This window comes from Undibacterium sp. TC4M20W (assembly GCF_049340245.1).
In the GTDB taxonomy this organism is placed as follows: domain Bacteria; phylum Pseudomonadota; class Gammaproteobacteria; order Burkholderiales; family Burkholderiaceae_D; genus Undibacterium.
The window spans coordinates 353,333-376,193 of record NZ_JBMPPI010000004.1 but is presented as its reverse complement, the minus strand read 5'-3'; the positions used below and the strand labels follow the sequence as shown (position 1 = coordinate 376,193).

At 51.3% G+C, this 22,861-nt stretch carries 19 protein-coding genes; 9 read left to right on the top strand and 10 right to left on the bottom strand.

Going from position 1 to position 22,861, the window contains the following annotated elements; translation table 11 throughout:
• The first annotated feature begins 465 nt into the window (after window positions 1-465).
• From ACO0LL_RS08040 to ACO0LL_RS08025, 4 genes are all read left to right on the top strand, one after another.
• Complete coding sequence (locus ACO0LL_RS08040; protein WP_422950353.1) at window positions 466-1,602, top strand: hypothetical protein; 1,137 nt, start codon at window positions 466-468, stop codon at window positions 1,600-1,602.
• Between the two features lie 215 nt (window positions 1,603-1,817).
• A complete protein-coding gene (locus tag ACO0LL_RS08035; RefSeq protein WP_422950352.1) occupies window positions 1,818-4,166 on the top strand; it encodes a Tex family protein in 2,349 nt (782 codons plus the stop codon).
• Between the two features lie 271 nt (window positions 4,167-4,437).
• A complete protein-coding gene (gene adh, locus ACO0LL_RS08030) occupies window positions 4,438-5,958 on the top strand; it encodes an aldehyde dehydrogenase (RefSeq protein WP_422950351.1) in 1,521 nt (506 codons plus the stop codon).
• A 222-nt stretch (window positions 5,959-6,180) separates the two neighbouring features.
• The gene (locus ACO0LL_RS08025; RefSeq protein WP_422950350.1) at window positions 6,181-6,570 is read left to right on the top strand and encodes a DUF779 domain-containing protein; all 390 of its coding nucleotides are present in this window, start codon (window positions 6,181-6,183) and stop codon (window positions 6,568-6,570) included.
• Here the strand turns inward: ACO0LL_RS08025 and ACO0LL_RS08020 are convergent, their stop codons facing one another.
• Entirely contained in the window at window positions 6,571-8,418 is a 1,848-nt protein-coding gene (locus ACO0LL_RS08020) for a sigma-54-dependent Fis family transcriptional regulator (RefSeq protein WP_422950364.1), read from the bottom strand.
• Between the two features lie 273 nt (window positions 8,419-8,691).
• On the opposite strand from ACO0LL_RS08020, the gene grxD reads away from it, so the two are divergent.
• Together grxD and ACO0LL_RS08010 are read left to right on the top strand one after the other, a co-directional pair.
• On the top strand, window positions 8,692-9,003 hold the full coding sequence (grxD, locus tag ACO0LL_RS08015; protein ID WP_422950349.1) for a Grx4 family monothiol glutaredoxin: 312 nt from the start codon (window positions 8,692-8,694) through the stop codon (window positions 9,001-9,003).
• Between the two features lie 7 nt (window positions 9,004-9,010).
• On the top strand, window positions 9,011-9,601 hold the full coding sequence (locus ACO0LL_RS08010; RefSeq protein ID WP_422950348.1) for a UbiX family flavin prenyltransferase: 591 nt from the start codon (window positions 9,011-9,013) through the stop codon (window positions 9,599-9,601).
• 193 nt (window positions 9,602-9,794) lie between these two features.
• On the opposite strand, the gene ACO0LL_RS08005 is transcribed toward ACO0LL_RS08010, so the two are convergent.
• Entirely contained in the window at window positions 9,795-10,640 is an 846-nt protein-coding gene (locus tag ACO0LL_RS08005; protein ID WP_422950347.1) for a hypothetical protein, read from the bottom strand.
• A 162-nt stretch (window positions 10,641-10,802) separates the two neighbouring features.
• On the opposite strand from ACO0LL_RS08005, the gene ACO0LL_RS08000 reads away from it, so the two are divergent.
• Window positions 10,803-12,887 carry an esterase-like activity of phytase family protein gene (locus ACO0LL_RS08000; protein ID WP_422950346.1) on the top strand — a complete coding sequence of 695 codons (2,085 nt, stop codon included), beginning with the start codon at window positions 10,803-10,805 and terminating at the stop codon, window positions 12,885-12,887.
• 56 nt (window positions 12,888-12,943) lie between these two features.
• Here the strand turns inward: ACO0LL_RS08000 and ACO0LL_RS07995 are convergent, their stop codons facing one another.
• Window positions 12,944-13,828: a LysR family transcriptional regulator gene (locus ACO0LL_RS07995; protein ID WP_422950345.1), complete on the bottom strand. Its 885-nt coding sequence runs from the start codon at window positions 13,826-13,828 to the stop codon at window positions 12,944-12,946.
• Between the two features lie 78 nt (window positions 13,829-13,906).
• Here ACO0LL_RS07995 and ACO0LL_RS07990 point away from each other — a divergent pair, with 78 nt between their 5' ends.
• Together ACO0LL_RS07990 and ACO0LL_RS07985 are read left to right on the top strand one after the other, a co-directional pair.
• The gene (locus ACO0LL_RS07990) at window positions 13,907-14,335 is read left to right on the top strand and encodes a DoxX family protein (RefSeq protein WP_422950344.1); all 429 of its coding nucleotides are present in this window, start codon (window positions 13,907-13,909) and stop codon (window positions 14,333-14,335) included.
• Window positions 14,336-14,345: 10 nt separating this feature from the next.
• On the top strand, window positions 14,346-15,008 hold the full coding sequence (locus ACO0LL_RS07985; protein WP_422950343.1) for a glutathione S-transferase family protein: 663 nt from the start codon (window positions 14,346-14,348) through the stop codon (window positions 15,006-15,008).
• Between the two features lie 56 nt (window positions 15,009-15,064).
• Here ACO0LL_RS07985 and ACO0LL_RS07980 read toward each other — a convergent pair whose 3' ends face one another.
• The 7 genes from ACO0LL_RS07980 to ACO0LL_RS07950 all read right to left on the bottom strand — a co-directional run bounded on the left by ACO0LL_RS07980 (window position 15,065) and on the right by ACO0LL_RS07950 (window position 22,848).
• On the bottom strand, window positions 15,065-17,251 hold the full coding sequence (locus ACO0LL_RS07980; RefSeq protein ID WP_422950342.1) for a S9 family peptidase: 2,187 nt from the start codon (window positions 17,249-17,251) through the stop codon (window positions 15,065-15,067).
• Window positions 17,252-17,607: 356 nt separating this feature from the next.
• The gene (locus tag ACO0LL_RS07975) at window positions 17,608-18,105 is read right to left on the bottom strand and encodes a Csu type fimbrial protein (RefSeq protein ID WP_422950341.1); all 498 of its coding nucleotides are present in this window, start codon (window positions 18,103-18,105) and stop codon (window positions 17,608-17,610) included.
• A 98-nt stretch (window positions 18,106-18,203) separates the two neighbouring features.
• The gene (locus tag ACO0LL_RS07970) at window positions 18,204-18,413 is read right to left on the bottom strand and encodes a hypothetical protein (protein ID WP_422950340.1); all 210 of its coding nucleotides are present in this window, start codon (window positions 18,411-18,413) and stop codon (window positions 18,204-18,206) included.
• A gap of 208 nt (window positions 18,414-18,621) precedes the next feature.
• Window positions 18,622-19,128 (bottom strand): Csu type fimbrial protein, encoded by a 507-nt coding sequence (locus ACO0LL_RS07965; RefSeq protein ID WP_422950339.1) that lies wholly within the window; start codon window positions 19,126-19,128, stop codon window positions 18,622-18,624.
• A 254-nt stretch (window positions 19,129-19,382) separates the two neighbouring features.
• Entirely contained in the window at window positions 19,383-19,850 is a 468-nt protein-coding gene (locus ACO0LL_RS07960) for a Csu type fimbrial protein (RefSeq protein WP_422950338.1), read from the bottom strand.
• Window positions 19,851-19,852: 2 nt separating this feature from the next.
• On the bottom strand, window positions 19,853-22,141 hold the full coding sequence (locus ACO0LL_RS07955) for a fimbria/pilus outer membrane usher protein (RefSeq protein WP_422950337.1): 2,289 nt from the start codon (window positions 22,139-22,141) through the stop codon (window positions 19,853-19,855).
• Window positions 22,138-22,848 (bottom strand): fimbrial biogenesis chaperone, encoded by a 711-nt coding sequence (locus ACO0LL_RS07950; RefSeq protein ID WP_422950336.1) that lies wholly within the window; start codon window positions 22,846-22,848, stop codon window positions 22,138-22,140. Before ACO0LL_RS07950 ends, ACO0LL_RS07955 begins: the two co-directional genes overlap by 4 nt.
• Between the last annotated feature and the right edge of the window lie 13 nt (window positions 22,849-22,861).

Below are 22,861 nucleotides of genomic sequence, written 5' to 3'. Positions count from 1 at the left end.
GTCTTGGCATAGCGTTCAAAGCCACCTTCGGCAAATGTTGTCTGTCTCATGGTATTTATGATTCAATGGAAAATAAGCTTATATTACCGTTTCTGAATCATTGCTCGGGGACTTAATCAGAGATTCCTTAATTCACAATCTTCGATAGCCATGGCATTGGACATGCACAGCGCGCTAATAGCAATAACAGGGAACAGGCCCCTCAAAATGGATTTGGTAGAGATAGTCATCTTGAAATAAAAATAATGTTTAAAAGCAAGAACTAATACAATAGCAACATTGTCAAAGCAATCAGGTATTTGGGATAGGCCAAAGTTTTCTCCCATCATACCAATTAACCAACAAGACTTGCGAAAACTGCTGCCTTGATACGTATTGCCTGGTCAGGTTTTCGTGCGTCCCCCTGAAAAAAGCTAGATTGATCACAACAACATTGGAGCCTGTTGCATGTCCTTAAAGTCCTTAATGTCCTTAAACAAAATCAGTTTTCAAAAACCCGTCTACACTTATGCAGACCTGAGCACTTTTGGTGGCCAGTATAGTTTTGCCAACGCCATCAACGATGCTGGCCAGATGATAGGCAGCGATACAAAAAGTGAATCTGGCAACTCACATAGTTCATCTAAATATGGTGTCCAAACTACCTATGCAGTACTTTGGGACAATTCATATTACGTCCCCAAAACCAGCTTGCTGGCAGATGTTGAGAGCCATGCTTACGGGATCAACAACTTGTCCGACATTGTTGGCTCTTCACTGAAAGAAGTGAATGGCAGTTTCCAGACAACCGCCACCATCTGGCAAGACGGCAAGACGAACTACCTCGCATCATTAAGCGATGGCCTGTATAAGAGTAGTGCTAATGCCATCAATGACAAAGGTGTGGTCGTTGGCAACAGCTTTACAGGCAATTCATGGGATGCACACCACGCCACCCTATGGAATGACAAAGGAGTGATTGATCTCGGCACCCTGGGCGGCACGGACAGTAATGCATTAGCCATCAATAATGATGGCGTGATAGCTGGCTGGGCTTCTGGTGCAGAACCCAGCGACTATACCCATCCTGTCATCTGGAAAGATGGCAATATCATCAATTTATCGCCAACGCATCATGGTGCCGCCGACAGCATCAATGACAGTGGCATGGTCGTAGGATATATACTTGACGACGAGATGTACGCACATCCTGTACTGTGGAACAATCAAAAAGAAACCATCATGCAAAGCACTGCGGGATCTTTTTGTTATGCAAGTGCCATCAATAATAAAAATCAGGTAGTCGGTTCAGAGATCAGCGCCAACGGCCAATTCCATGCTTTGCTCTGGAATACACCTGACAGTGCTCCCGTCGATTTGAATCAATTCCTCGACCAGTCTCAGCGCGACGCCGGCTGGACACTGGCAAACGCCCTTGATATCAATGACAAGGGCTGGATAGTTGGCTCTGCCATGAATACCAGAACCTATGAAACACATGCCTTCGTGCTGACAGCCGATGGCATTACAGGCCTGACGGGTGCCAGACCGGTACAGGTAATCGCGACTGCCGCACCCGCTTCCCATGTGGCAAGCGCCGACATCTGGTCTATGGCTTGCTGAAACAACAAGCTCAGTCGACAAGAGCGAGGTAAACTGCCCCGGAATACGGGACAGTTTTGTTATTTTCTTGCCCGCGATTTCAATTTGTGACTGGCAGAAATGAAAATTGGGCAGAACTAAGCCTAGTCTGCGCCTGCTGTCAAGACTGGCGCAAAGTCACAAATTGCGTATCATCTGCGCCTTGATTGCTTTTTTTATGTCTGGATTCTGGATTTATGTTGCCTTCGATTGAACAAAGACTTGCCGTAGAACTGGTTGCCAAGCCGGTTCAGGTTGCTGCTGCTGTTGCCTTGCTGGACGAAGGTGCAACCGTCCCGTTTATCGCCCGTTACCGTAAAGAAGTGACCGGTGGCCTGGATGACATCCAGTTGCGCCTGCTGGAAGAGCGCCTGCGCTATCTGCGCGAACTGGAAGACCGCCGCACCGCCATCATCGCCTCAATAGAAGAACAGGGCAAGATGACACCAGTGCTGCTGGATGCCATCACCCATGCCGAAGACAAGACTCGTCTCGAAGACTTGTACCTGCCGTACAAACCCAAGCGCCGCACCAAGGCCCAGATCGCTGTTGAAGCTGGTTTGCTGCCACTGGCCGATGCCTTGCTGGCCGACCCGATGTTGAACCCAGATACCGAAGCTGCGAATTACCTGAAACCAGCCTTCACCACCGACAATGGCGACAACCCGGGTGTGGCAGATGCCAAAGCTGCCCTCGATGGTGCGCGCCAGATCCTGATGGAACGCTTTGCCGAAGATGCGACCCTGTTGCAAGCCCTGCGTGAATACCTGAATGACCATGGCATCGTGGAATCCAAGGTCGTTGCCGGCAAAGAAGAAGCCGGTGAAAAATTTGCCGATTATTTCGACTATTCAGAAACCCTGGGCACTATCCCTTCCCACCGTGCCCTGGCTTTGTTCCGTGGCCGTCGCGAAGAAATGCTGACTGTGACTTTGCGTCTGGATAGCGAAGAAGAAAAACCAAAATGGGATGCACCGCTGAACCCTTGCGAAAGCCGCATCGCTGCCCGCTTTGGCGTGAGCCAGAAAGACCGCCCAGCCGACAAATGGCTGGTCGATACTGTGCGCTGGGCCTGGCGCGTCAAGGTCTTCATGCATCTCGATACTGAGCTGATGGGCAAGCTGCGCGAAACCGCAGAAGTCGAAGCCATCAATGTCTTTGCGCGCAACCTCAAAGCCCTGCTGCTGGCCGCACCTGCTGGCCCACGCGCCACCATGGGCCTTGATCCTGGCCTGCGCACCGGTGTCAAAGTAGCGATCGTGGATGCCACAGGCAAGGTAGTTGAGTACGCCACAATTTACCCGCATCAGCCACGCAACGACTGGGATGGTTCGCTGCATGTATTGGCGCAACTGGCAGCCAAGCACAATGTCTCGCTGATCTCTATCGGCAATGGCACGGCATCGCGTGAAACCGACAAACTGGCAGGCGATTTGATCAAGCTCAAGCCTGAACTGAAACTGACCAAGATCGTGGTTTCTGAAGCGGGTGCATCGGTGTATTCTGCCTCTGAATTTGCGTCCAAAGAATTGCCTGACCTGGATGTATCCATCCGTGGTGCAGTATCAATTGCACGCCGCCTGCAAGACCCGTTGGCGGAACTGGTGAAGATCGATCCCAAGTCCATAGGTGTAGGCCAGTACCAGCATGACGTCAGCCAGTCACAACTGGCGCGCTCACTCGATGCAGTGGTTGAAGATTGCGTGAATGCGGTTGGTGTCGATGTGAATACGGCTTCTGCACCTTTGCTGGCGCGTGTCTCTGGACTGTCGTCCAGCGTGGCACAAAGCATCGTCAATTTCCGCGATGCCAAGGGCATGTTCAACTCGCGTTCAGACTTGCGTGCAGTACCGCGCCTGGGTGACAAGACATTCGAACAAGCCGCCGGTTTCTTGCGCATCATGAATGGCAGCAACCCGCTTGATGCTTCCGCAGTCCACCCCGAATCTTATCCGCTGGTAGAAAAAATCCTGGCGGATATTAAGAAGGATGTGAAGGGCGTCATCGGTGATTCTGGTTTGTTGAAATCCCTGAATCCAGCTAAATACGCCGATGAAAAATTCGGTGTACCGACCATCACGGACATCATAGGCGAACTGGAAAAACCAGGCCGTGACCCACGTCCTGAATTCACTACTGCCACCTTCAAGGACGGCGTAGAAGAAATCAAGGATTTGCGCCCCGACATGATTTTGGAAGGCGTAGTCACCAACGTTGCCGCCTTTGGTGCTTTCGTTGATATTGGTGTGCATCAGGATGGTCTGGTACATATCTCTGCCTTGTCGAATACCTTCGTCAAGGACCCGCATACAGTTGTTAAAGCTGGCCAGGTTGTCAAAGTGAAAGTGCTGGAAGTCGATGTCAAACGCCAGCGTATCGCGCTGACCATGCGCCTGAGCGATGCTGCGCCTGTAGCAGGCAGCAAGCCTGAACAGCGTGGCGACCGTAACGACGCCAAGCGCCTCAATCAACATCGCTCACAAGCTCAGGCACCAGCACCCTCGGGTAATGCGATGGCAGCGGCGTTTGCGAAATTGCGTGGGTAAGTAATAAACTTGTTGATCAGACTGTCCCAAATTGTGACAGTCTGATCAGTGTTGCGAAATAATGTGACATATGAATTTTCCACTTATCTCTTCTCCGCAAATCCTTCACCAGCATCAGCAGTAAATCCCCCTCTGTACCTTTCCTATCTCCAGTCTGCACCTGCTGTGTTTTTCTGTCAGGAAAACATTCCCATCATGGCACGCCATTTGCGTTGTTATCCCCGTGTCGCAGCTTATGCGCACCATCTAATAAACAACGGAGACCACCATCATGAACATGGCAGACATCAGCAAACTCGGCATCAGCAATCCTTTCGCCAAACGCTACGATAATTTCATAGGCGGTAAATTTGTGGCCCCGGTCAAGGGTGAATATTTCGAGAATATCAGTCCTGTCATCGGCCAGGCTTTTTGTGAAGTGGCACGCTCAACGGCTGAAGATGTGGAGCTGGCACTTGATGCTGCCCATGCTGCCAAAGTGGCCTGGGGCAAAACTTCACCAGCCGACCGTGCCAATATTCTCAACAAGATCGCTGACCGCATGGAAGCCAACCTGAGTCTGCTGGCGACTGCAGAGACTATAGACAATGGCAAACCCATACGCGAAACCATGGCGGCAGATATCCCGCTGGCGATTGACCACTTCCGTTATTTTGCCGGTTGCATACGTGCGCAGGAAGGCTCGGTTTCACAGATCGATGACCAGACTTATGCCTATCATTTTCATGAACCACTGGGCGTGGTCGGTCAGATCATTCCATGGAACTTCCCTATCCTGATGGCAGTATGGAAAATGGCCCCAGCACTGGCCGCAGGCAATTGCATAGTCATGAAACCGGCAGAGCAAACACCAGCCTCCATCATGGTATTGGTTGATTTGATCAAGGACCTGTTACCGCCTGGCGTATTCAATGTCGTCAATGGTTTTGGCCTGGAGGCCGGCAAGCCACTGGCATCGAGCAAGCGCATCGCCAAGATTGCCTTTACCGGTGAGACTGGCACTGGCCGCCTGATCATGCAATATGCTTCGCAAAACCTGATCCCTGTGACTTTGGAACTGGGTGGAAAATCGCCGAATGTCTTCTTTGCCGATGTCATGGAAAAAGATGATGCCTTCTTCGACAAATGCCTGGAAGGCTTTGCCATGTTCGCACTGAACCAGGGTGAAGTCTGTACCTGCCCTTCACGCGTGTTGATACAGGAATCCATCTATGACCAGTTCATGGCCAGGGCAATCAAGCGCGTCGCCGCCATCAAGCAGGGCAACCCGCTCGACAGCACCACCATGATAGGTGCCCAGGCTTCGCAGGAACAGCTGGAAAAAATTCTCTCTTACCTGGACATAGGCAAACAGGAAGGCGCCCAGCTCTTGATAGGCGGCGAAAGAAATATGCTGGATGGCGATCTAGCCAAGGGTTACTACGTCAAACCGACCATCTTCCAAGGTCACAACAAGATGCGTATCTTCCAGGAAGAAATCTTTGGACCTGTGGTGTCCGTGACTACCTTCAAGGATGAAGAAGACGCGATAGCTATCGCCAACGACACCCTGTATGGCTTGGGTGCTGGCTTGTGGACACGCGACGGTTCCCGCGCATTCCGCGTTGGCCGCGCCATTGAAGCTGGCCGCGTCTGGACCAATTGCTACCATCTGTATCCAGCGCATGCAGCATTTGGTGGTTACAAACAATCCGGCATAGGACGCGAGAATCACAAGATGATGCTGGATCATTATCAGCAAACTAAAAACCTGCTGGTAAGCTATAACCCGAATGCGATGGGGTTCTTTTGATTGACATTTAAGACCTCTCAACACAGAGACACGGAGACACAGAGGAAGGCAAGAGAGAAACTGAGAGACCAAAACTTGCTTCTCCTCTTTATGCTTCATTCATCTACTGGCCCATAGAGACATTGCAAAACAGATGTGGATCTTCTCCTGTTTTTTCTCTGTGTCTCTGTGCCTCTGTGGTGAGCTTTTCGGTCTTAAGCATAAACAACCGATACAAACAAAATGACCAACACACCTGCCCGCGTCACTGCCACACCTGCAGCACTCGAATTTATCAGCGTGCTGCAAACCAAATACGGCCCGCTATTATTTTTCCAGTCTGGCGGTTGTTGTGATGGCAGTTCACCGCTTTGTTATGCCAGGAATGAATACGGCATAGGCGATGCCGATGTGTATCTGGGTGATCTGGATGGCACGCCGTTTTATATGGGCAGTGATCAGTTTGAATACTGGCGGCACACACAACTGATCATTGATGTCGTCAATGGCATGGGTGGTATGTTTTCACTCGACAATGGCACAGGCAAACGCTTTTTGACACGTTCACGCCTGTTTACGGATGAAGAAAATGATTTACTGGGTACTGCGGTTTTGCACGGCCCGCAGGCTTGATCAGTCACTCTTCAAAGCGGACAGCTTGCGATAAATTGTATTACGCGACACCCCCAGGGCCTTGGCCGCAGCAGTAACGTTGCCCTGATGTTGCTGCAAGGCTTGTTGTATAGCATCCATTTCCAGCGCATCCAGACTGGCTGGTGTTTGACTCAAGGCTATGGTAGTGGGCTTGAATGCCACGTCCATGTCTTCCAGAAAATCCTCAGGCAAATGTTCGAGACGGATTTCCATGTCGGCGTCCGTCATGACAATGGCAGTGCGCAAGAGATTTGTCAGTTGGCGGAAGTTACCCGGCCAACCATGGGCATGAAATAACTGCATCACTGCAGGCGCAATCTTGTATTGCCTGCCTTCGCTTTCTGTCGCCAGGACTTTAGCAATAACAACATCGAGGTCCGTGCGTTCACGCAAGGGCGGCAGGCGCACTACCAGGCCATTCAGACGGTAATACAGGTCATCACGGAATTCGCCTTTACCTATCATCTCGCGCAGGTTGCGGTTGGTGGCGCAGATCAGGGCGAGGTTGACCGGGATGGATTTGCTGCTACCCAGTGGTGTCACCATACGCTCCTGCAAGACCCGCAGCAAACGGGCTTGCAGATTGAGGGGCATGTCACCGATTTCATCTAGAAAAAGCGTACCGCCATTGGCCTGCAAGATCTTGCCTATATTGCCTTTCTTGCGTGCGCCAGTGAAAGCGCCATCTTCATAGCCGAACAGTTCTGATTCAATCAGGGTCTCTGGTATCGATGCACAATTCACGGCAACAAAGGGGCTGGATTTACGTGGTGAATCATTGTGTACTGCCTGGGCCAGCAATTCCTTGCCGGTACCCGTCTCACCCGTCACCAGTATCGAGATATCACGACCTATGACACGTTTGAGTTTATCGATGGCGCGGGCAAGTTGCTGGTCGCCGGTATCCAGATAATGCAGGCTGGATAGCTTGGGTTTGACTTCTGCCGCTTGCGGTTCACGTGCATTGTCCAGCACATGTCTGGCTCCAGTTGACTGACGTTTGAGACTCTGGCTTTTGGCATACACCCGCACACCATTATGCAGGCACAGCGTCAGCAAACCCGGTGTCGCGGTGCGGTAGTGTTCATGCAAAGCTGATACAGGCAAACCAAACAGGGAACTGAAGGTATGCGTCTGCAAGGCAGACAGTGGCAAACCCAGCTGAAACAAGCCACTACGGCTGGCAGATAAAAAACGGCCATCATTGTCGAAACAGGCGATACCTTCCATCAGGGTGCCCAAAAATTCCGGGCGGCTGTGAAAACTGAGTTTGATTGCATCCTGAAAAGAAGAGGCAAACAACTGGTTTTCGATCATCTGCGCCGACATGCGCACCAGGGCCATGGTGTGCTTGTGGAAATTATGCTGGTCCCCCGTCACATCCAGCACACCGATGACATTGCCCATGACATCAAAAATAGGTGCGGCTGAGCAAGTCAGAAAATTGTTGGCTTCGAGATAATGCTGGTCTGCATGGACGATGGTAGGTGTTTTTTCGGCAATGGCCGTGCCTATGGCATTCGTGCCTTTGCTGCGCTCAGACCAGACGACACCGGGACTCAGTGCCACCCTGTCGGCCTTTTCCAGAAAATCAGCATCGCCAAGCGTATGGATAATGAGCCCATTCACATCGGTCAGGATGACCATATTGTGCGTGTTAATTATTTGCTCATACAGGTTTTCCATGACCGGCAAGGCATGCTGATGCAAGACCCGGTTTTGCTCGAGCAGGGTCTTGAGATCAGTCTTGCCCAGGGGGTCATAGTCTGGCGTAGCCGTGCGCGGCAAGCCATAGGCGGCGGAGCGTTCATGTGCCTGTTCTATCATCATGCGGGCTGATGAAGCAGAACTTATGCCAGGGCCAGGCTTAACTTGCCCGGAGGAAATTCCAGTGTCACGCATTTGCATACGGGTCTCCTGAGACATGGCCGATTTATCGGCTCTAGGCTATTGCTCTAAGGTCTTAATGTAACACTAATAGATTATCGCACCAGAAACCGCAAATTAATTTACCTTCACTTACCTGACCTGAGCTAACCGACACTGCAGTGTGCTTTCTACTATAATGACGGTATTCGTAATAATTACTGGAAGATAGCCATGAGCGATGTACAAAGCTGGATCAAAGAAACTGTTACTGCAAACCCTGTAGTGTTATTCATGAAGGGTACTGCCCAATTCCCGCAATGCGGCTTTTCTGGCCGTGCAATACAATTGTTGAAGACTTGCGGTGTGCAAAACATGGTCACCGTGAATGTGCTGGAAGACCCGGAAGTACGCCAGGGCATCAAGGATTTTTCCAACTGGCCTACCGTACCTCAGTTGTATGTCAAAGGCGAATTCGTTGGTGGTTCCGACATCATGAATGAAATGTTTGACAGCGGTGAATTGCAGACTTTGCTGAAAGACTAAGCAAGGCATGACTGAAGCCGCAGCCCCCAAGCGCCTGATTGTTGCCATTACCGGTGCAACAGGTGCCATCTATGGTGTGCGGCTGCTGCAAGTCTTGCGCAATATTTCTGGCGTAGAAAGTCATTTGCTGATTTCAGAAGCAGGTGTGCTGAACTTGCACCAGGAAATGGACTTGAAGCGCAAGGATGTAGAAGCCCTGGCCGATGTTGTCCACAATGTGCGCGATGTCGGCGCCAGTATCGCCAGCGGTTCGTTTTTGTCAGACGGCATGGTCATCGCGCCCTGCTCGATGAAAACCCTGGCAGCCGTGGCACATGGGCTGTCCGACAATCTCATCACCCGCGCTGCCGATGTGGTCTTGAAGGAACGCCGCCGCCTGGTCCTGATGGTGCGCGAAACACCGTTCAACCTCGCGCACTTGCGCAATATGACAGCCGTCACAGAAATGGGCGGCATCATCTTCCCGCCTCTGCCTGGTTTTTACCACCGTCCGCAAAGCATAGAAGAGATGGTCGATCACACGCTGGGTCGCGTACTCGATATGTTTGCCTTGCCGCATGAACTGACGCCACGCTGGCAAGGCCTTAAAGATTCTTAGCGGATTTACACAAAACCGCCCCAGCTGCGTTGCAGCTCCCGCATTTAGTAAAACCCGGTACTAAAGTACTGTCTTCGTCGCTACGGTGTTTTGGGGTTTCAGACAACAACGTTGTCTGCCAATGTAACGAAGCTCTCTTGCAAGAGAGCTTACCTAAAGCGTTAGCCTTGCTGGGACAATTTTGTGTAAGTCCTTAGTACCGATCCATGATGAGCTGGGTCTTCAGCGAATCTTCTGCCACAAACCAGCCACGCGAAATCAGGTAAGCCTGCAATTCATCATGCTTGGCTGATGCTGTTGCTTCGCTCGTGGTCTTGAAAGAGGCTTCGACGATGTAGTCAGTACCTGTACCAGCCTGGTTCAAAATAGGCCAGACTTCGATGTACAGCTTCAGGCCGCTCCAGGTGCCGACTGAGCGCTTGGCCAGTATCGGGCCATACTTGCGCGAGCTATCCAGCATGGATGTGCCCCAGCCGCTATACAGCCAGTTATTCAGCTTGCCAGGGATATTCTTTTTCAGCAGACTGCGGGAGTCACTGGCCGATGGCAGGTCCATGCCGCTATATCCGGATTTGCTGTCTGTCTTGCTGTTGGAAATACTCAGGGTCTTCTTTTGATAACCCCATTCAACCTGGGCTTCATAATTCTTTTCTGTAGAGTCAAAACCCTCTGCATTGGCTTTATACAGGGCTTCAGTGATATTGCCATTGTCTATGGCATAGCGTTTCTTGTAGGTCAGCTCGAAATCACTTTCACCTTCGGTCTTGCGTATTCGCGCTATCCATGTATTGCCGTAGATATCCTTGGCATTGGTATCCATGAACAGCACATTCATCTTGGTCACGGATGTTGGCATGCTGAAGGTGCTGAGTACCGTACTCTTGAGTTTGTGATCTGCATCCAGAACCACATTCGGGTTCATGAGCAATTTGACTTCATAGTCGGGCACCATATTGCCGGCGGCAATTGCATCACTCAGTGGCAGCAACACGCTCAAAGCTAGACTGAATATGCTGGTACGAACGACAAACTTGATCATGATATGCACTCCATGGATTTTGATGAGCACACTATAAAAGCCAATTGTGACCTTCGCATTACGACAACATTGTCGATAGTGTCATTGCTGCGTCATATGCCGGTAGTAAATTCGCGGGCAAGAATTTTCACGCAAATTTATCTATTCAAAAGGTCATATCAAATGATGCAAAGTAACAAGAACCTGATACTCAGTAGCCTGGCTGCCGCCATGCTGCTGAGCGCCTGCGGTGGCAGCAGCAATAATACTGTCGTCACCACACCTGCCACGCCTACACCGGTCAATGGCATATTCCTGGATGCCGCAGTGGATGGTCTTGAATATTCTGTTGCTGGCGGCACCAAGCAAAACACATCTGCCACGGGCGGCTTTAGCTGCAATGTGGGCGACACTGTTGCATTTTCTGTGGGTGGCATAGGTATCGGCTCTGCTCCTTGCGCCACAACCATTACACCATTAACGCTGGCTAATTCCAGTAACGTCAAGGATGACAGCGTGGTCAACCGCCTGCTATTCCTGCAATTGCTGGATGAAGACAATGATGTTGCTACAGGTATCAAAATACCTGCTACAGTAAAGACTGCGCTCGCTGGTCAGACGCTGGATTTCAATGCCACTGCTGCCAACTTCAATACAGCACTGACGGCAACTTTGGCCAAGCTGCCAGCGAATTACCAAAAGCTCACCGTGGATGCAGACCGCCGCACCCTGGTACGCGAACATTTTGAAGACACAATGGCATCCAAACTGGGCACACCTGTCGTTGATACTGTCACGCAAACCAATGCCCTGGGCACGGTCAGCGCCGCCATCACGCGTTACCAGGTACAGGCTGCGGACAATTTCTTTGTGCCGTATGAAGGCACGAATGCCGCAGTCAAGGCAGAATTCCCGAAAGGTTTCTTGCCATCGTATGGTTCTGGCCTGACCTTCAAGGGCAAGGCGGCTGATGGCTCGCTGGAATTTTATGGCATCACCGATCGTGGTCCTAACGGCGATGGCCCCAAAGTACCTAACTCGGTAGTGACGCCTGGCGCCACTGGTACCAGCGATGCCAAATTCTTCCCGTCACCGAGCTTCACGCCGTCATTTGGCCTGATCAGCATAGGCAAGGATGGCGCTGTACTGAAATCCAGCACACCTATCAAGTTCAGCCCTACCATCAATGCTTCCGGCCTGTCTATCGCGGCGGGTAAAGTGGGTTCTTCTGCCGAAGTGCCTTTGAATGATGCTGCCAAATTTGATGCCAGCAGCAAAACCACGTTCAGCGACTATGGCCTCGATACTGAATCCATCGTCTATGATGCAGCACGCGGTGTAGTCTGGGTGTCTGATGAATACGGCCCATTCATTTTGAAGATTGATGTTGCCACCGGCATCATCCTGAAAAAATACCAGCCAGGCACAGGCGCAAGCGACTTGCCAGCCGTCTTGTTGAAACGTCGCGCCAACCGTGGCATGGAAGGTCTGTCACTGGAAATCGCCACTGGCAAATTGAATGGATTTATCCAAAGCCCGCTGGACGATGGCAAAGCTAATTACACGGTGCCTGGTGCAACGGCAGCGACCAGCGAAAGCATCAAGGACTATGCCAAGTTCAACCGCTGGGTAGAGTTTGATCCGGCCACAGAAAAAACCAAGCTGTATGCCTACCCTATCGACAGCACGCAATACACCGCGGGCAAAACCGGCAATGCCAAACTGGGTGATATGGTCTCGCTGGGTAACGGCAAATTCATCGTCATAGAACAGGGTACAGATGCGAACGGCAAGGCCTTCAACAAGCTGATGCTGGTACAGGTACCCAGCAATGCGACCGATATCGCCAACATGGGTACGGACCTGGAAAAAAGCAGCATGACAGGTGCGGCAGTCAATGGTGTCAATTATGCCGATGTAGTCTTGCTCAAGAAAACACAGTTGTTTGATTTGAACAATGCAGGCTGGCTGGCAGAAAAAGCCGAAGGTCTGGCCCTGGTCGATGAAAACACCTTGGCACTGACCAATGATGATGACTTTGGCATGAAGACTGTGATTGTTGATCCTAGCGGTGCAATCGTGGTTGGTGCCGACGTCACCAAGTGTACGGTAGATGCCAGTGGTGCGATGACTACTACCGCCGGGGCACTGGGCTGTACCGCAGGCAATACCATGCGCGTAGCCCGTGGTGCAGATACTGAACGCCCTAACCGTATCTGGCTGTTCAAGTTCAGCAAGAAACTGTCCGACTTCAATATCCCTTCCTGATATTGTCTTACCGATAGAAAGCCGCTGTGAGTGATCAAGCTCACAGCGGCTTTTTTTCAATTCAAGACCATCTCTTGCGACAGGTAGGAATACACCGCCGAGACCCGGCGCAAATGCCTGGCCTCGGTATGCGTCAGCAGCCATAGCTCGGTCTGGCATTCATCCAGCACATCGCTCAGTTGCACTACATCTTTGCGACCCTGGGCAAGGAATAGCGGCAAGATACCCAGGCCCAAACCCTGCCCCACCATTTCTGCTACGGTGAGTATGCTATTGACCTTGTAGGTCGCCTGCAGCTTTGGGAAATGCTTCTTGCGCCACACCACGGACGGATGTTCTGGCAAGGCATCGTCAGGGGCTATCCAGTGATGACGCTGCGCGACATCGGCATCAAAGTGCTTTATCCTGGTAGTTTTGCCTGCATACAAAGCCACCCGTATAGGCCCCAGATGCTTGCCTATCAAATGCTGCGGTGGCCGCTTGCTTGCCCGTATCGCAATGTCGGCATCGCGCCTGGTCAGACTGGCCAGCTCATTGCCTGCATGCAGATCCAGACTCAAGAGGGGATGCAGCAATTGCAAGGGCTTTAGTACTGGTGCCAGCAAGCCGTGCAATATGGTGTCTGTCGTCGTAATACGCACGGCTCCTGCGACCTGATCTGGCTGCATTTGCATGGCTGAACGGGCAGCTTCCAGCTGCGCTTCCATTTGCTCTGCATGAACCGCCAGTTCCTGCGCCAGCTCATTGGCCTGATAGCCTGTGCGCGAGCGTTCAAACAGGCGCTGGCCCAGGCCTTTTTCCAGCTTTTGTATGCTGCGAAAGACGGTGGATGCATCCAGTGTCAGCCGTTCTCCCGCCTCAGCCAGTTTGCCGGTGCGTACCAGCGCCAGCACCACCTCAAGGTCAACAGCATTTAGCTTGTATTGCGTTTTTGCATTCATAGTTTGCCCTATCGCCTATTTTCATTGCAAATGCGAAATCATATAGTAGCTCCATCAACTACTTTTTTGGAGAACAAAATGACGCATTCAAATCCTTCTACCGACCAAGGCAGCAATGCCTACGGTATCACCCTGTTACGCATCAGCCTCGGCGTCATGTGGATAGCCCACGCCTTGCTGAAACTGTTTGTGTTTACCCTGCCAGGTACGGCGCAGTTTTTCATCAGCATAGGTTATCCGGGCTTTCTCGCTTATCCCGTATTTGCGCTGGAATTGTTGGGCGGCCTGGCACTGGTACTCGGCATCTACAGCCGCCAGGTTGCGCTGGCACTGGTGCCCATCATGGCGGTTGCCGCGACTGTGCATTTTGGCAATGGCTGGGTGCATACCAGCCCGAATGGTGGCTGGGAATATCCGGTGTTTCTGATCGTGACTTCAATCGCGGTCTGGTTACTCGGTGATGGTGCCTTTACCCTGCGCCGTAGTTCACGCTTTTCACTGGCATAAGGGGAAAATCATGTGCAATAAATATACCCTGATCAGCCACAAGCTTTGCCCTTATGTGCAACGCGCGGCCATTACCCTCGCCGAGAAAGGTCTGGAGTTTGAACGCATAGACATAGACCTGGCGAACAAGCCTGACTGGTTTCTGCAAGTATCACCACTGGGCAAGACACCAGTGTTGCTGGTGGATGGACAAGCCATCTTTGAATCAGCAGTCATTTGCGAATACCTGGATGAAACCATGCCACACCGCCTGCATCCGGAAGCTGCACTGGAAAGAGCGCAGCATCGCGCCTGGATAGAATTTGCCTCAGCCACGCTGAATAACATAGGCGGTTTTTACAATGCCGCAGATACGCAAATCCTGAATGCCAAAGCAACAGAACTAAAAACGAAGTTTGCACAACTGGAAAAACAGCTAGGCAATGGGCCTTATTTTTCAGGAGAAAATTTCAGCCTCGCAGATGCGGCATTTGCACCGGTATTCCGCTATTTTGATGTGTTTGAGCGGATAGCAGATTTTGGATTTTTTACTGACCTTCCCAAACTAACGGCATGGCAACAAGCCTTGCAGGCACGGGCTTCAGTACGGACTGCTGTCAGTGAAGACTACCCTGTTTTCTTAAGCGCTTTCTTGCATGCACGTCATTCTGCTTTATCAGCTTTGATGCAATAAAAAAACGGTGCAGATTTTTCTGCACCGCTTTTTTTGCATCTCAAAGATCAAAAAAATCAGAGATTGTTTTTCAAGAATTCCCATTTGGCTTTTTGCAAAGACCAGTTGATCCAGTCACCACGCGGGCTGTGGCCCACACCAGGATACAATTGCAGGCTATAGTCTTTGCCATTCTTGATCAGTTCATCAATAAACATAATGGTATTTTGCGGATGGACATTATCATCCATGGTGCCGTGCATGATCATGATTTTGCCACTCAGATCCTTGGCAGCTTTGAGCACGCTGCCCTTGTCATAGCCTTCGGCATTGTCTTGTGGCAGCCCCATGTAGCGCTCGGTATAAACGCTGTCATACAGGCGGTAATCCGTGACAGGCGCACCGACGAAACCTATCTTCCAGGCCTTGCTGTGCGTCATCGCATACGAAGTCATATAGCCGCCATAGCTCCAGCCATTCAGGGCTATCCTGTCCATATCTGCCCAGCCCTGCTTGCGCAACCATTCCAGGCCATCAAGCTGGTCCTGCAATTCAAGCTGGCCGAGTTTTTTGTGTATCGGCCAGGCGCTGGCCAGGCCCTTGTTGCTGGCGCTGCGGTTATCCAGTACCCAGACGATATAACCTTGCTGCGCCAGGAAGTGGTACAAAAGATTATTATTCCAGCGGTCAACCACTTGTGACGCCATGGGGCCGGAATACAGATGCTGATAAACTGGATATTTCTTTTTTGGATCAAAGTCTGGTGGCAGGAACAGCAGGCTTTCCATGAGGAAGCCATCACGCGACTTGATTTGTTGTTGCGTGACTTTGGCCAGTTTCAGGCTTTGCATTTTCTCAGGCACGCCGACATCATCAACCAGCTTTTGCGATACACCTTCTGCATTGAATACTGCCTGCCTTGGTGGCTGTTTGAGACTACTCCAACTATCGATGAAATGGGTATATGCGCTATTCCAGCGTGCATTATGAGTGCCTGATTCTGTCGTCAGTCTTTGCAGCTTGCTGCCATCGAGATTGACGGCATACACATCATTGCCTATGGGGTTGCGTTCATTGGCCGCAAAAAAAACTTTGCCTTTGGCTTCATCGACACCATAAACGCTGCGTATATCCCAGTCACCTTTGGTGATTGCACCTTTGAACTGATATTGCTGGTCATAGCGATACAGGTGATGGTGACCTGTGCGGTCAGATTCCCAGACAAAACTGCCATCTTTCAAAAATTGTGGCAAAGGCAAACGCTCTACCCAGGCCGGGCTGCTCTCGCGCAGCAATTGCCTGCTGCGGTATTGGGCATCATACAGGCGCAAATCCAGCCAGGTCTGCACGCGGTCTTGCCAGGATGCCAGCAATTTACCGTCTGGTGTCCAGCCTACCTGTACGATCAGGGTTTCCTTGCCCGCATAAGGGTTTTCAGTCCAGCTGGTTTGGCCCGTCATATCAACAACACCGAGCTTGACTTCAGGGTTGGGGTCGCCTGCCTTGGGATAACGGGTGCGTTCGCTCTTGATCGGTTGCACATGATCACCACTCAAGGTATATACCGGCACCTTGCTTTCATCAAAACTCAGGTAAGCGATTTTTTTGGAATCAGGTGCCCACCAGAATGCGCGTAAATGGCCACGGCCATAAATCTCTTCCATATAGACCCAGTCCAGGCGGCCATTGAAAGTGGTTTCATTGCCGCCGGTGGTCAGGCGTTTTTCTGTGGCAGTGGCGACATCTGTCAGATAAATATCATTACCTTTCAGATAGGCGACCGATTGCAGGTCAGGCGACAGTATCGCTTCATCTTCTGCCTGGTCTGGTGTATGGGTAAGTTCTTTGACCTTGCCCTGTTGCAGATCCAGCAGCCATAAGTCATTTTTATACGTGAACAGGTAAGACTTCAGGTCCGGCTTGATTTGCGGTGTCAGTTTGTCTATCTGCGCTTTGGCTTCTTTTTCTGGTATGCCTGCGGCTGTCATCATCGCCAGGATATTGCCATCCAGGCTTAACACCTGTTTGTCCCAGGTCACAGGATTAACCACAAATTGCTGGACTATGCCATCCTTGCTTTGGGTTTCTATCAAACGGTTTTGCGCATCCCATGCCAGGCGCGTCAGTGGCGTGGTATCAAATTTTTCTTTTTTTGTCGGGTGATACAGCATTTCCAGACTCAACATGCCTTCTTGTGCCTGGGCAGCAGTGACTACCAGTAGCGGGAACAGGAACAACAGCTGCGACGCCTTGCTAAGTTTCATAAGACTCCTACTTTTTCCATTTGATTCATGCTGACCAGGCTTTTGAGCAGGCATGCGTGATCAGTTTTTTTACGTAAAGGGATTATGACCGCTATGCAAGGCAGCAGTTCAAGTATTGGGGAACAAAATGGGGGAAAAGCACGGGGGAAGGCGGAAATACGGTGAAAAGCAGGATTAGTACAGGATTAATGCTAAAACAGCGTATCCCGGCAAGCTTGTAACTGACCCGGCGCCCCGGGTCAGTCTGTCCTGAAAAATCTGCCTTTGGAAAACATCATCAAACTGAAAAACTGGTGTCAGGCCCATCATTATTTAAGCCCATCACTATCTGAATCAAGGGCTGAATGAATCAGCGATCAATAAGTCAAGGTAACTGTCACAGTATCGCTATACACGCCAGCGGTAACGCTTTGTCCGGCAGGTACGCGACCATAGACGGAGATTGATTGCGCAGAGCCTGTACCTGTGCCTATGGAGGTATCAGAACCCACGGTGTTACCCCAGACAGTGCTACGGCCAGAATCTTTGTAGAGGGAATAACTCAATGTGCCACTGACCGAGCCTGTCATCTTGCGGACAGCGGTCGTTGCGCCTGAGCCACCGCCAGCATCCAGGCCTACATTATAAGATGTGCCATTAGTGCAAGTGACGCTAACAGCAGCGCTGTTGTCGATCTGGCTGCTGGCGTAGGTACCAAACGCCAGAGAAGCACCTGTGACGGAACAAGCTGACAGAACGGTAGCAGACACTGTCAGGCTACCAGTGGAGGTGGCAGCAAAACTGCTGGCAGAAACGCACAGGCAGACTGCAGAGAATAATGTTGTGATCAGGCGGTTGCGGTTTGCGTTGGACATGATATTTTCCTTGGGCTAAATGATCTGGTTCAGGTTCTGTTGGTTCTGTTGTAAGTCAGTTTTTTCGTATTTCTGAATAACTGCGCTGTGATAGAACTTTATGCCAGGCCAGCCTTCTGTGATATCGGGGTAAACCTGAGTTTTGGCTTATGCAACTCAGGGTTTTCCTGATACAGGTAAAAATCGACAGAGAATAAAACAACAAAACAAGTTGATAGAAATGCTGACAGCCCTGCGGCAATACCAGCCCGGGTAGTGCCTGGTCGCATATCAATCGCAAGACAGCGCCGATAAATGTAACCGGACATGGATGTGGCTGACCATGTCCCTGGTCAGCCCGCCCCGGAAAATTGACATATTACTAAAAAATAATCAAACAAGAATAAACAAAAACAAGCAAGGTCAAACATCGCCGAACATCGGCAAGATCAACATATCGCCAGACTTCATTGTCTGTGCGCACCTGAAAAGATAATCACCCCAGTGCAACGGCAGTTAATCATTAAACAAGTCAAATCAGTAAGTCAGGGTGACAGTAACGGTATCGCTATAAATGCCAACATCGGCATTCTGCCCGCCTGGCACCCTGCCATACACGGAAATCGATTGAGCAGAGCCTGTACCTGTACCAATCGCCGTATCGGAACCTACAGTATTGCCCCATACGGTACTCCGGCCAGAATCCTTATAAAGAGAATAGCTCAGGGTGCCGCTGATCGAGCCAGTCATCTTGCGGACGGCGGTGCTGGCACCTGAGCCACCGCCAGCATCAAGTCCAACGTTATACGCCGTACCATTGGTGCAAGTAATGCTGACGGCAGCACTATTATCAATCTGGGTATTGGTATAACTGCCAAAAGCCAGCGACGATCCCGTCACAGAACACGCCGATAAAACGGTAGATGACACTGACAGATTGCTATTCGAGGTAGCTGCCAGGCTGCTGGCAGAAATGCACAGACTGACTGCGGGCAAAAACAGGTGGATGGGGCGGATCAGGCGATTACGGGTTACGGCGGACATGATGATTTCCTCAGGCTGGATTATCGGACACTGTTGAAAGCGCAGTTTTCATATTTCTGAATAACAGTGCTTTGATGAAACTTTATGTCCAACCAGCTCTTTGCGGTATCAGGATAAGCCTGAGTTTCGCCTATTGTGGCTCAGGGTTTTCCTGATGCAGGGAATACAATTAATTGTCCTTTTCAACACCACTTTCATCCACAGCTCAGCCCACACCTCACTCATATTTCACTCATATTTTTTTCCCTACTTAGTCAATATGTCAGCAAAATCGTGACCGTATCCAGATACGCTCCAGCCTTAACGTTTTGCTTCGCAGCGATACGCCCATAAATAGAATAATTACGTATCACGGGCGCCACTACACTGAGCAGGTAACCATCATTGATGATGGTCGAACCTGCAGTACCATCGCCCATGATAGTGGTGCGCCCGGAATCACTGTAAAGCTGATACGTCATCTGTGAAACGCCACTGGTCATGATCCGCGATGCGACACTGCCCGTCAGGCCGCCATTGAGCTTGACGTTATAACTGACCAGTAATGACACCAGAGCATTACAGGTCACCGTCAGCGTCCCGGTGATGTCAGAAGGCGTGTTCGACAATGGGTCATAGGTGCTGAAAGTCACTGGCAGCGTGGAGACCGTACAAGTCTGCGCTTGCGTCTGGAGACTGACGCTCAGCAGCAGAATAAAAAGTGTTTTGAAAAAATAGCGCATGGTCATTTACAGGTAAGTGGGCCCACGACAGGGATGGTTTCTTTTTTGGGGACGCTGTCCGCACCAAGCCGGCATGTCGCACCGTTGGTAGTGATGATTTCCAATGTGCCTTCGACTTGCAATTCAGGGAAATAGGTTTCGCCGTCATAGCCGACGATCGCCTTGTTGCCCCCTTTTTTAACTTGTACAGAGCTACCTACGGGGAGAAATTTACCTTCGCTGTCTTGCAGAATGATGCGCACACCCAGCGCTCTGGCAAGCTTGAAATGGACGATGACACCGTTGCGGTTTTGTGGCTTGACGGTATATTCGGAGACGCCGATTTGCACATCCATAGGCAAATCGCGCAGATCAAGAGAAATTTTATTGGCTTCGTAAGAACGCAGATCAGGTATCAGCAACTTGCCGCGCGCATCTGTGCGGCCTACCATGCGGTTTTCGGCAAACACGGCAACATTGCTGATGCCGCTGGCATTCACCACGGCAAAGCTGTCATCAATCCAGTTGGACAAAAACAATGAACTGTCTGCCCACACCAGCGCACCACGCAGATTGGCGCGCTCGCTCGACAGATTGCCAGATTGCGAAACTGCAAGGCTGACACGGGCAGCATTTGCCCGGTAACTGAACTCTGCCAGTCGCTGGGTATAATCACCTTCATTGTCTTGCAACTGCCAGCCTATGTCACCCACCTGTATCGCCGGACGGGAAGCCTGCACAGAAAAATTACGCAAACCTCCGCCCGTGGTGTAGCTGGTGCTGATACTGTCTTTGGTGCCCAGAGCCATCAGCAGACCCACAGTCAGGCCATAACTCTGGTCGGTGCGGTTCTTGAAACCGGTCAGAAAAAAATTGGCACGATTGAAGATAGATTTGAAATACGAGAAGGACAATATGTCGGCATCCAGCTGCCTGATCTCGGGCATGCTTTCTGTACCGGGCAATGTGGTTTTCGCTGATGTGTAAGCCAGGTTCAGCGAACCATATTGCTGGGAATACAAACCCACACTGGCTGTCAGCAAGGAGCGTGGTACGGGTGATCCATACATGGCACCAATGTCACGGTAAAAGCGGTCGGCCTGCATCTTCGATACCGAAAAACTGGCATCGGCAGCCCGTCTTTCAAAACCGAGCAGGTATTGCATGCCCTGCTGGCCTGCATTGCTGCTGCGACTGGCTGCGGCGCTGAGTACACCCCAGTCGCGCACCGTGGTTGCCAGACCCAACCCTGCCTGCAGCAGGCCAGCCGTCGCCTCTGCATGCCCTTCCAGTGTGAGCGTCGGTGACCAGCCATACCGTACTGAACCTGAAGCCACGAGGCTGCCATAATCACTGCTCTGAACACCATAGTTCTTGCGCAAGGAACCCGCTTCAGCAGAATACGACAGCAAACCATCACGCAACAGTTTTTCGCTGGCATAGAAAGAGATATTCCTGAAGGTCTGGCGACCCAGTGCATCTGTCACTGCCAGTGACATGGTGCCGGCACCGGTGGCAATGGGTGGTCGGCGTATTTCAAACGGGCCTGGTGGTACGGTCTCGGATAACTGCCGTATGCCATTGAGGAAAAGATCGACATTCGACGCGACCACGGCTTCCCCCCGCAAGTCCGGTGTAGGGAACGTCACCAGATCAGGCCGCAAACTGAAATCGGTAGAAAGTTGCAAACCACCTATCCGTACCGGTCTGGACCAGTTCAGGCCATTGCTGATGAAGTCACCGGCCCGGTAGCGATGCAAGCTGCCCGGGCTGGAATAAGTATAGGTAGTATCAAGCCGCCGGGAACTGGCCTTGCCTTCATGGGCATAGGCCAGGCCAGTGCTGCTAAGTACGTGCGGGCCATAGAAAGTGCGAGCCTCCGTGAGAGCACTGACACCCCTGCTGCTGCCAGTCTGGGTTGCCAGCACATCGTAATTGAGCAAGGCACCAGGATGTTTATCTGCCAGTGTCAGGGCATCAGCCTCTGCTACCGCAGCCTGCAATTGCGTGGTGCTCAACAGGTCTGGCCGGACCTTGATGTTAATCGTCTGCGCTCCCATGTCCAGTTGCACATCTGCGGCAAAACTGGCCAGGTCTATCAGTTGTTTTGGCGCAGCGTTCAAGCGTATGCCAGCGGCCTGCAATTCCTCCACGCTGGCAAACAGTTTGCCAGCGCGCCGGGTAAATTGCATAACACTTTGCGTTTGACGTCCATTCACACTGACCTCCAGTAACAATATCTCCTCTGCCGGAGCCGCATGCAGTGCTCCAGTCAGACAGAACAGCATGGCACTCCCGGCCGGCAATCTCATGGCAAGACGGTGGTTTCCACTTCGACAGGTCCGGCGTCGGATGTCGCATAAATTTTTACGGGCTGCCCGGCCTTGAGCTCGGCATTGTTTTCAAATTCGTAGCGCCGCCTGGCACCAGCCAATGCATAAGGATTCGCCGCAGCCTTGGGAGATAGCCGCTTTCCATCTGGCAAACCCAGACTGATGTTGAGCAACTTGGCACGCTGTCCGCCAAAATTTTCTACTACGATGGCTTGCTTGCCACCAGCTTCGACACGCCAGTTGATTTTGGGAGATTGTATTTTTTCCGGCTGTATGAACACCGGCATGGAGATGCGGAATTTGAATTTCACTGCAGACTGTTCAGCGTCAGGAATTTCATCTATCAGCAAGCGATAGGCGAGCTCGACATTGCTGGCCAGAGGTTTGCGCGATATCACACGTATGACTTGTGCTGCACCTGGCTCAATCACAAACATGGGGGGGCTGATGAGCAAGGCCTCGCTACTGTTGAGCTGGTCATCATTGTCCAGTTGCGTCCATTCATAAGCACGCACCTGGAGAGAAACAGGATGATCGTCCTTGTTGACGATGCGTATCACCCCGGCGCTGCGGTTCATGCTCAGGTCGAGCACAACGGGAGCTATCTCAAAGTTGGAAGCCTGGGCAGACAAGCTGCCTGCAAAAAACCCTAGGCCTAAAATTAAAACACATGCATATGGAAACATGACGTCTCCTCCA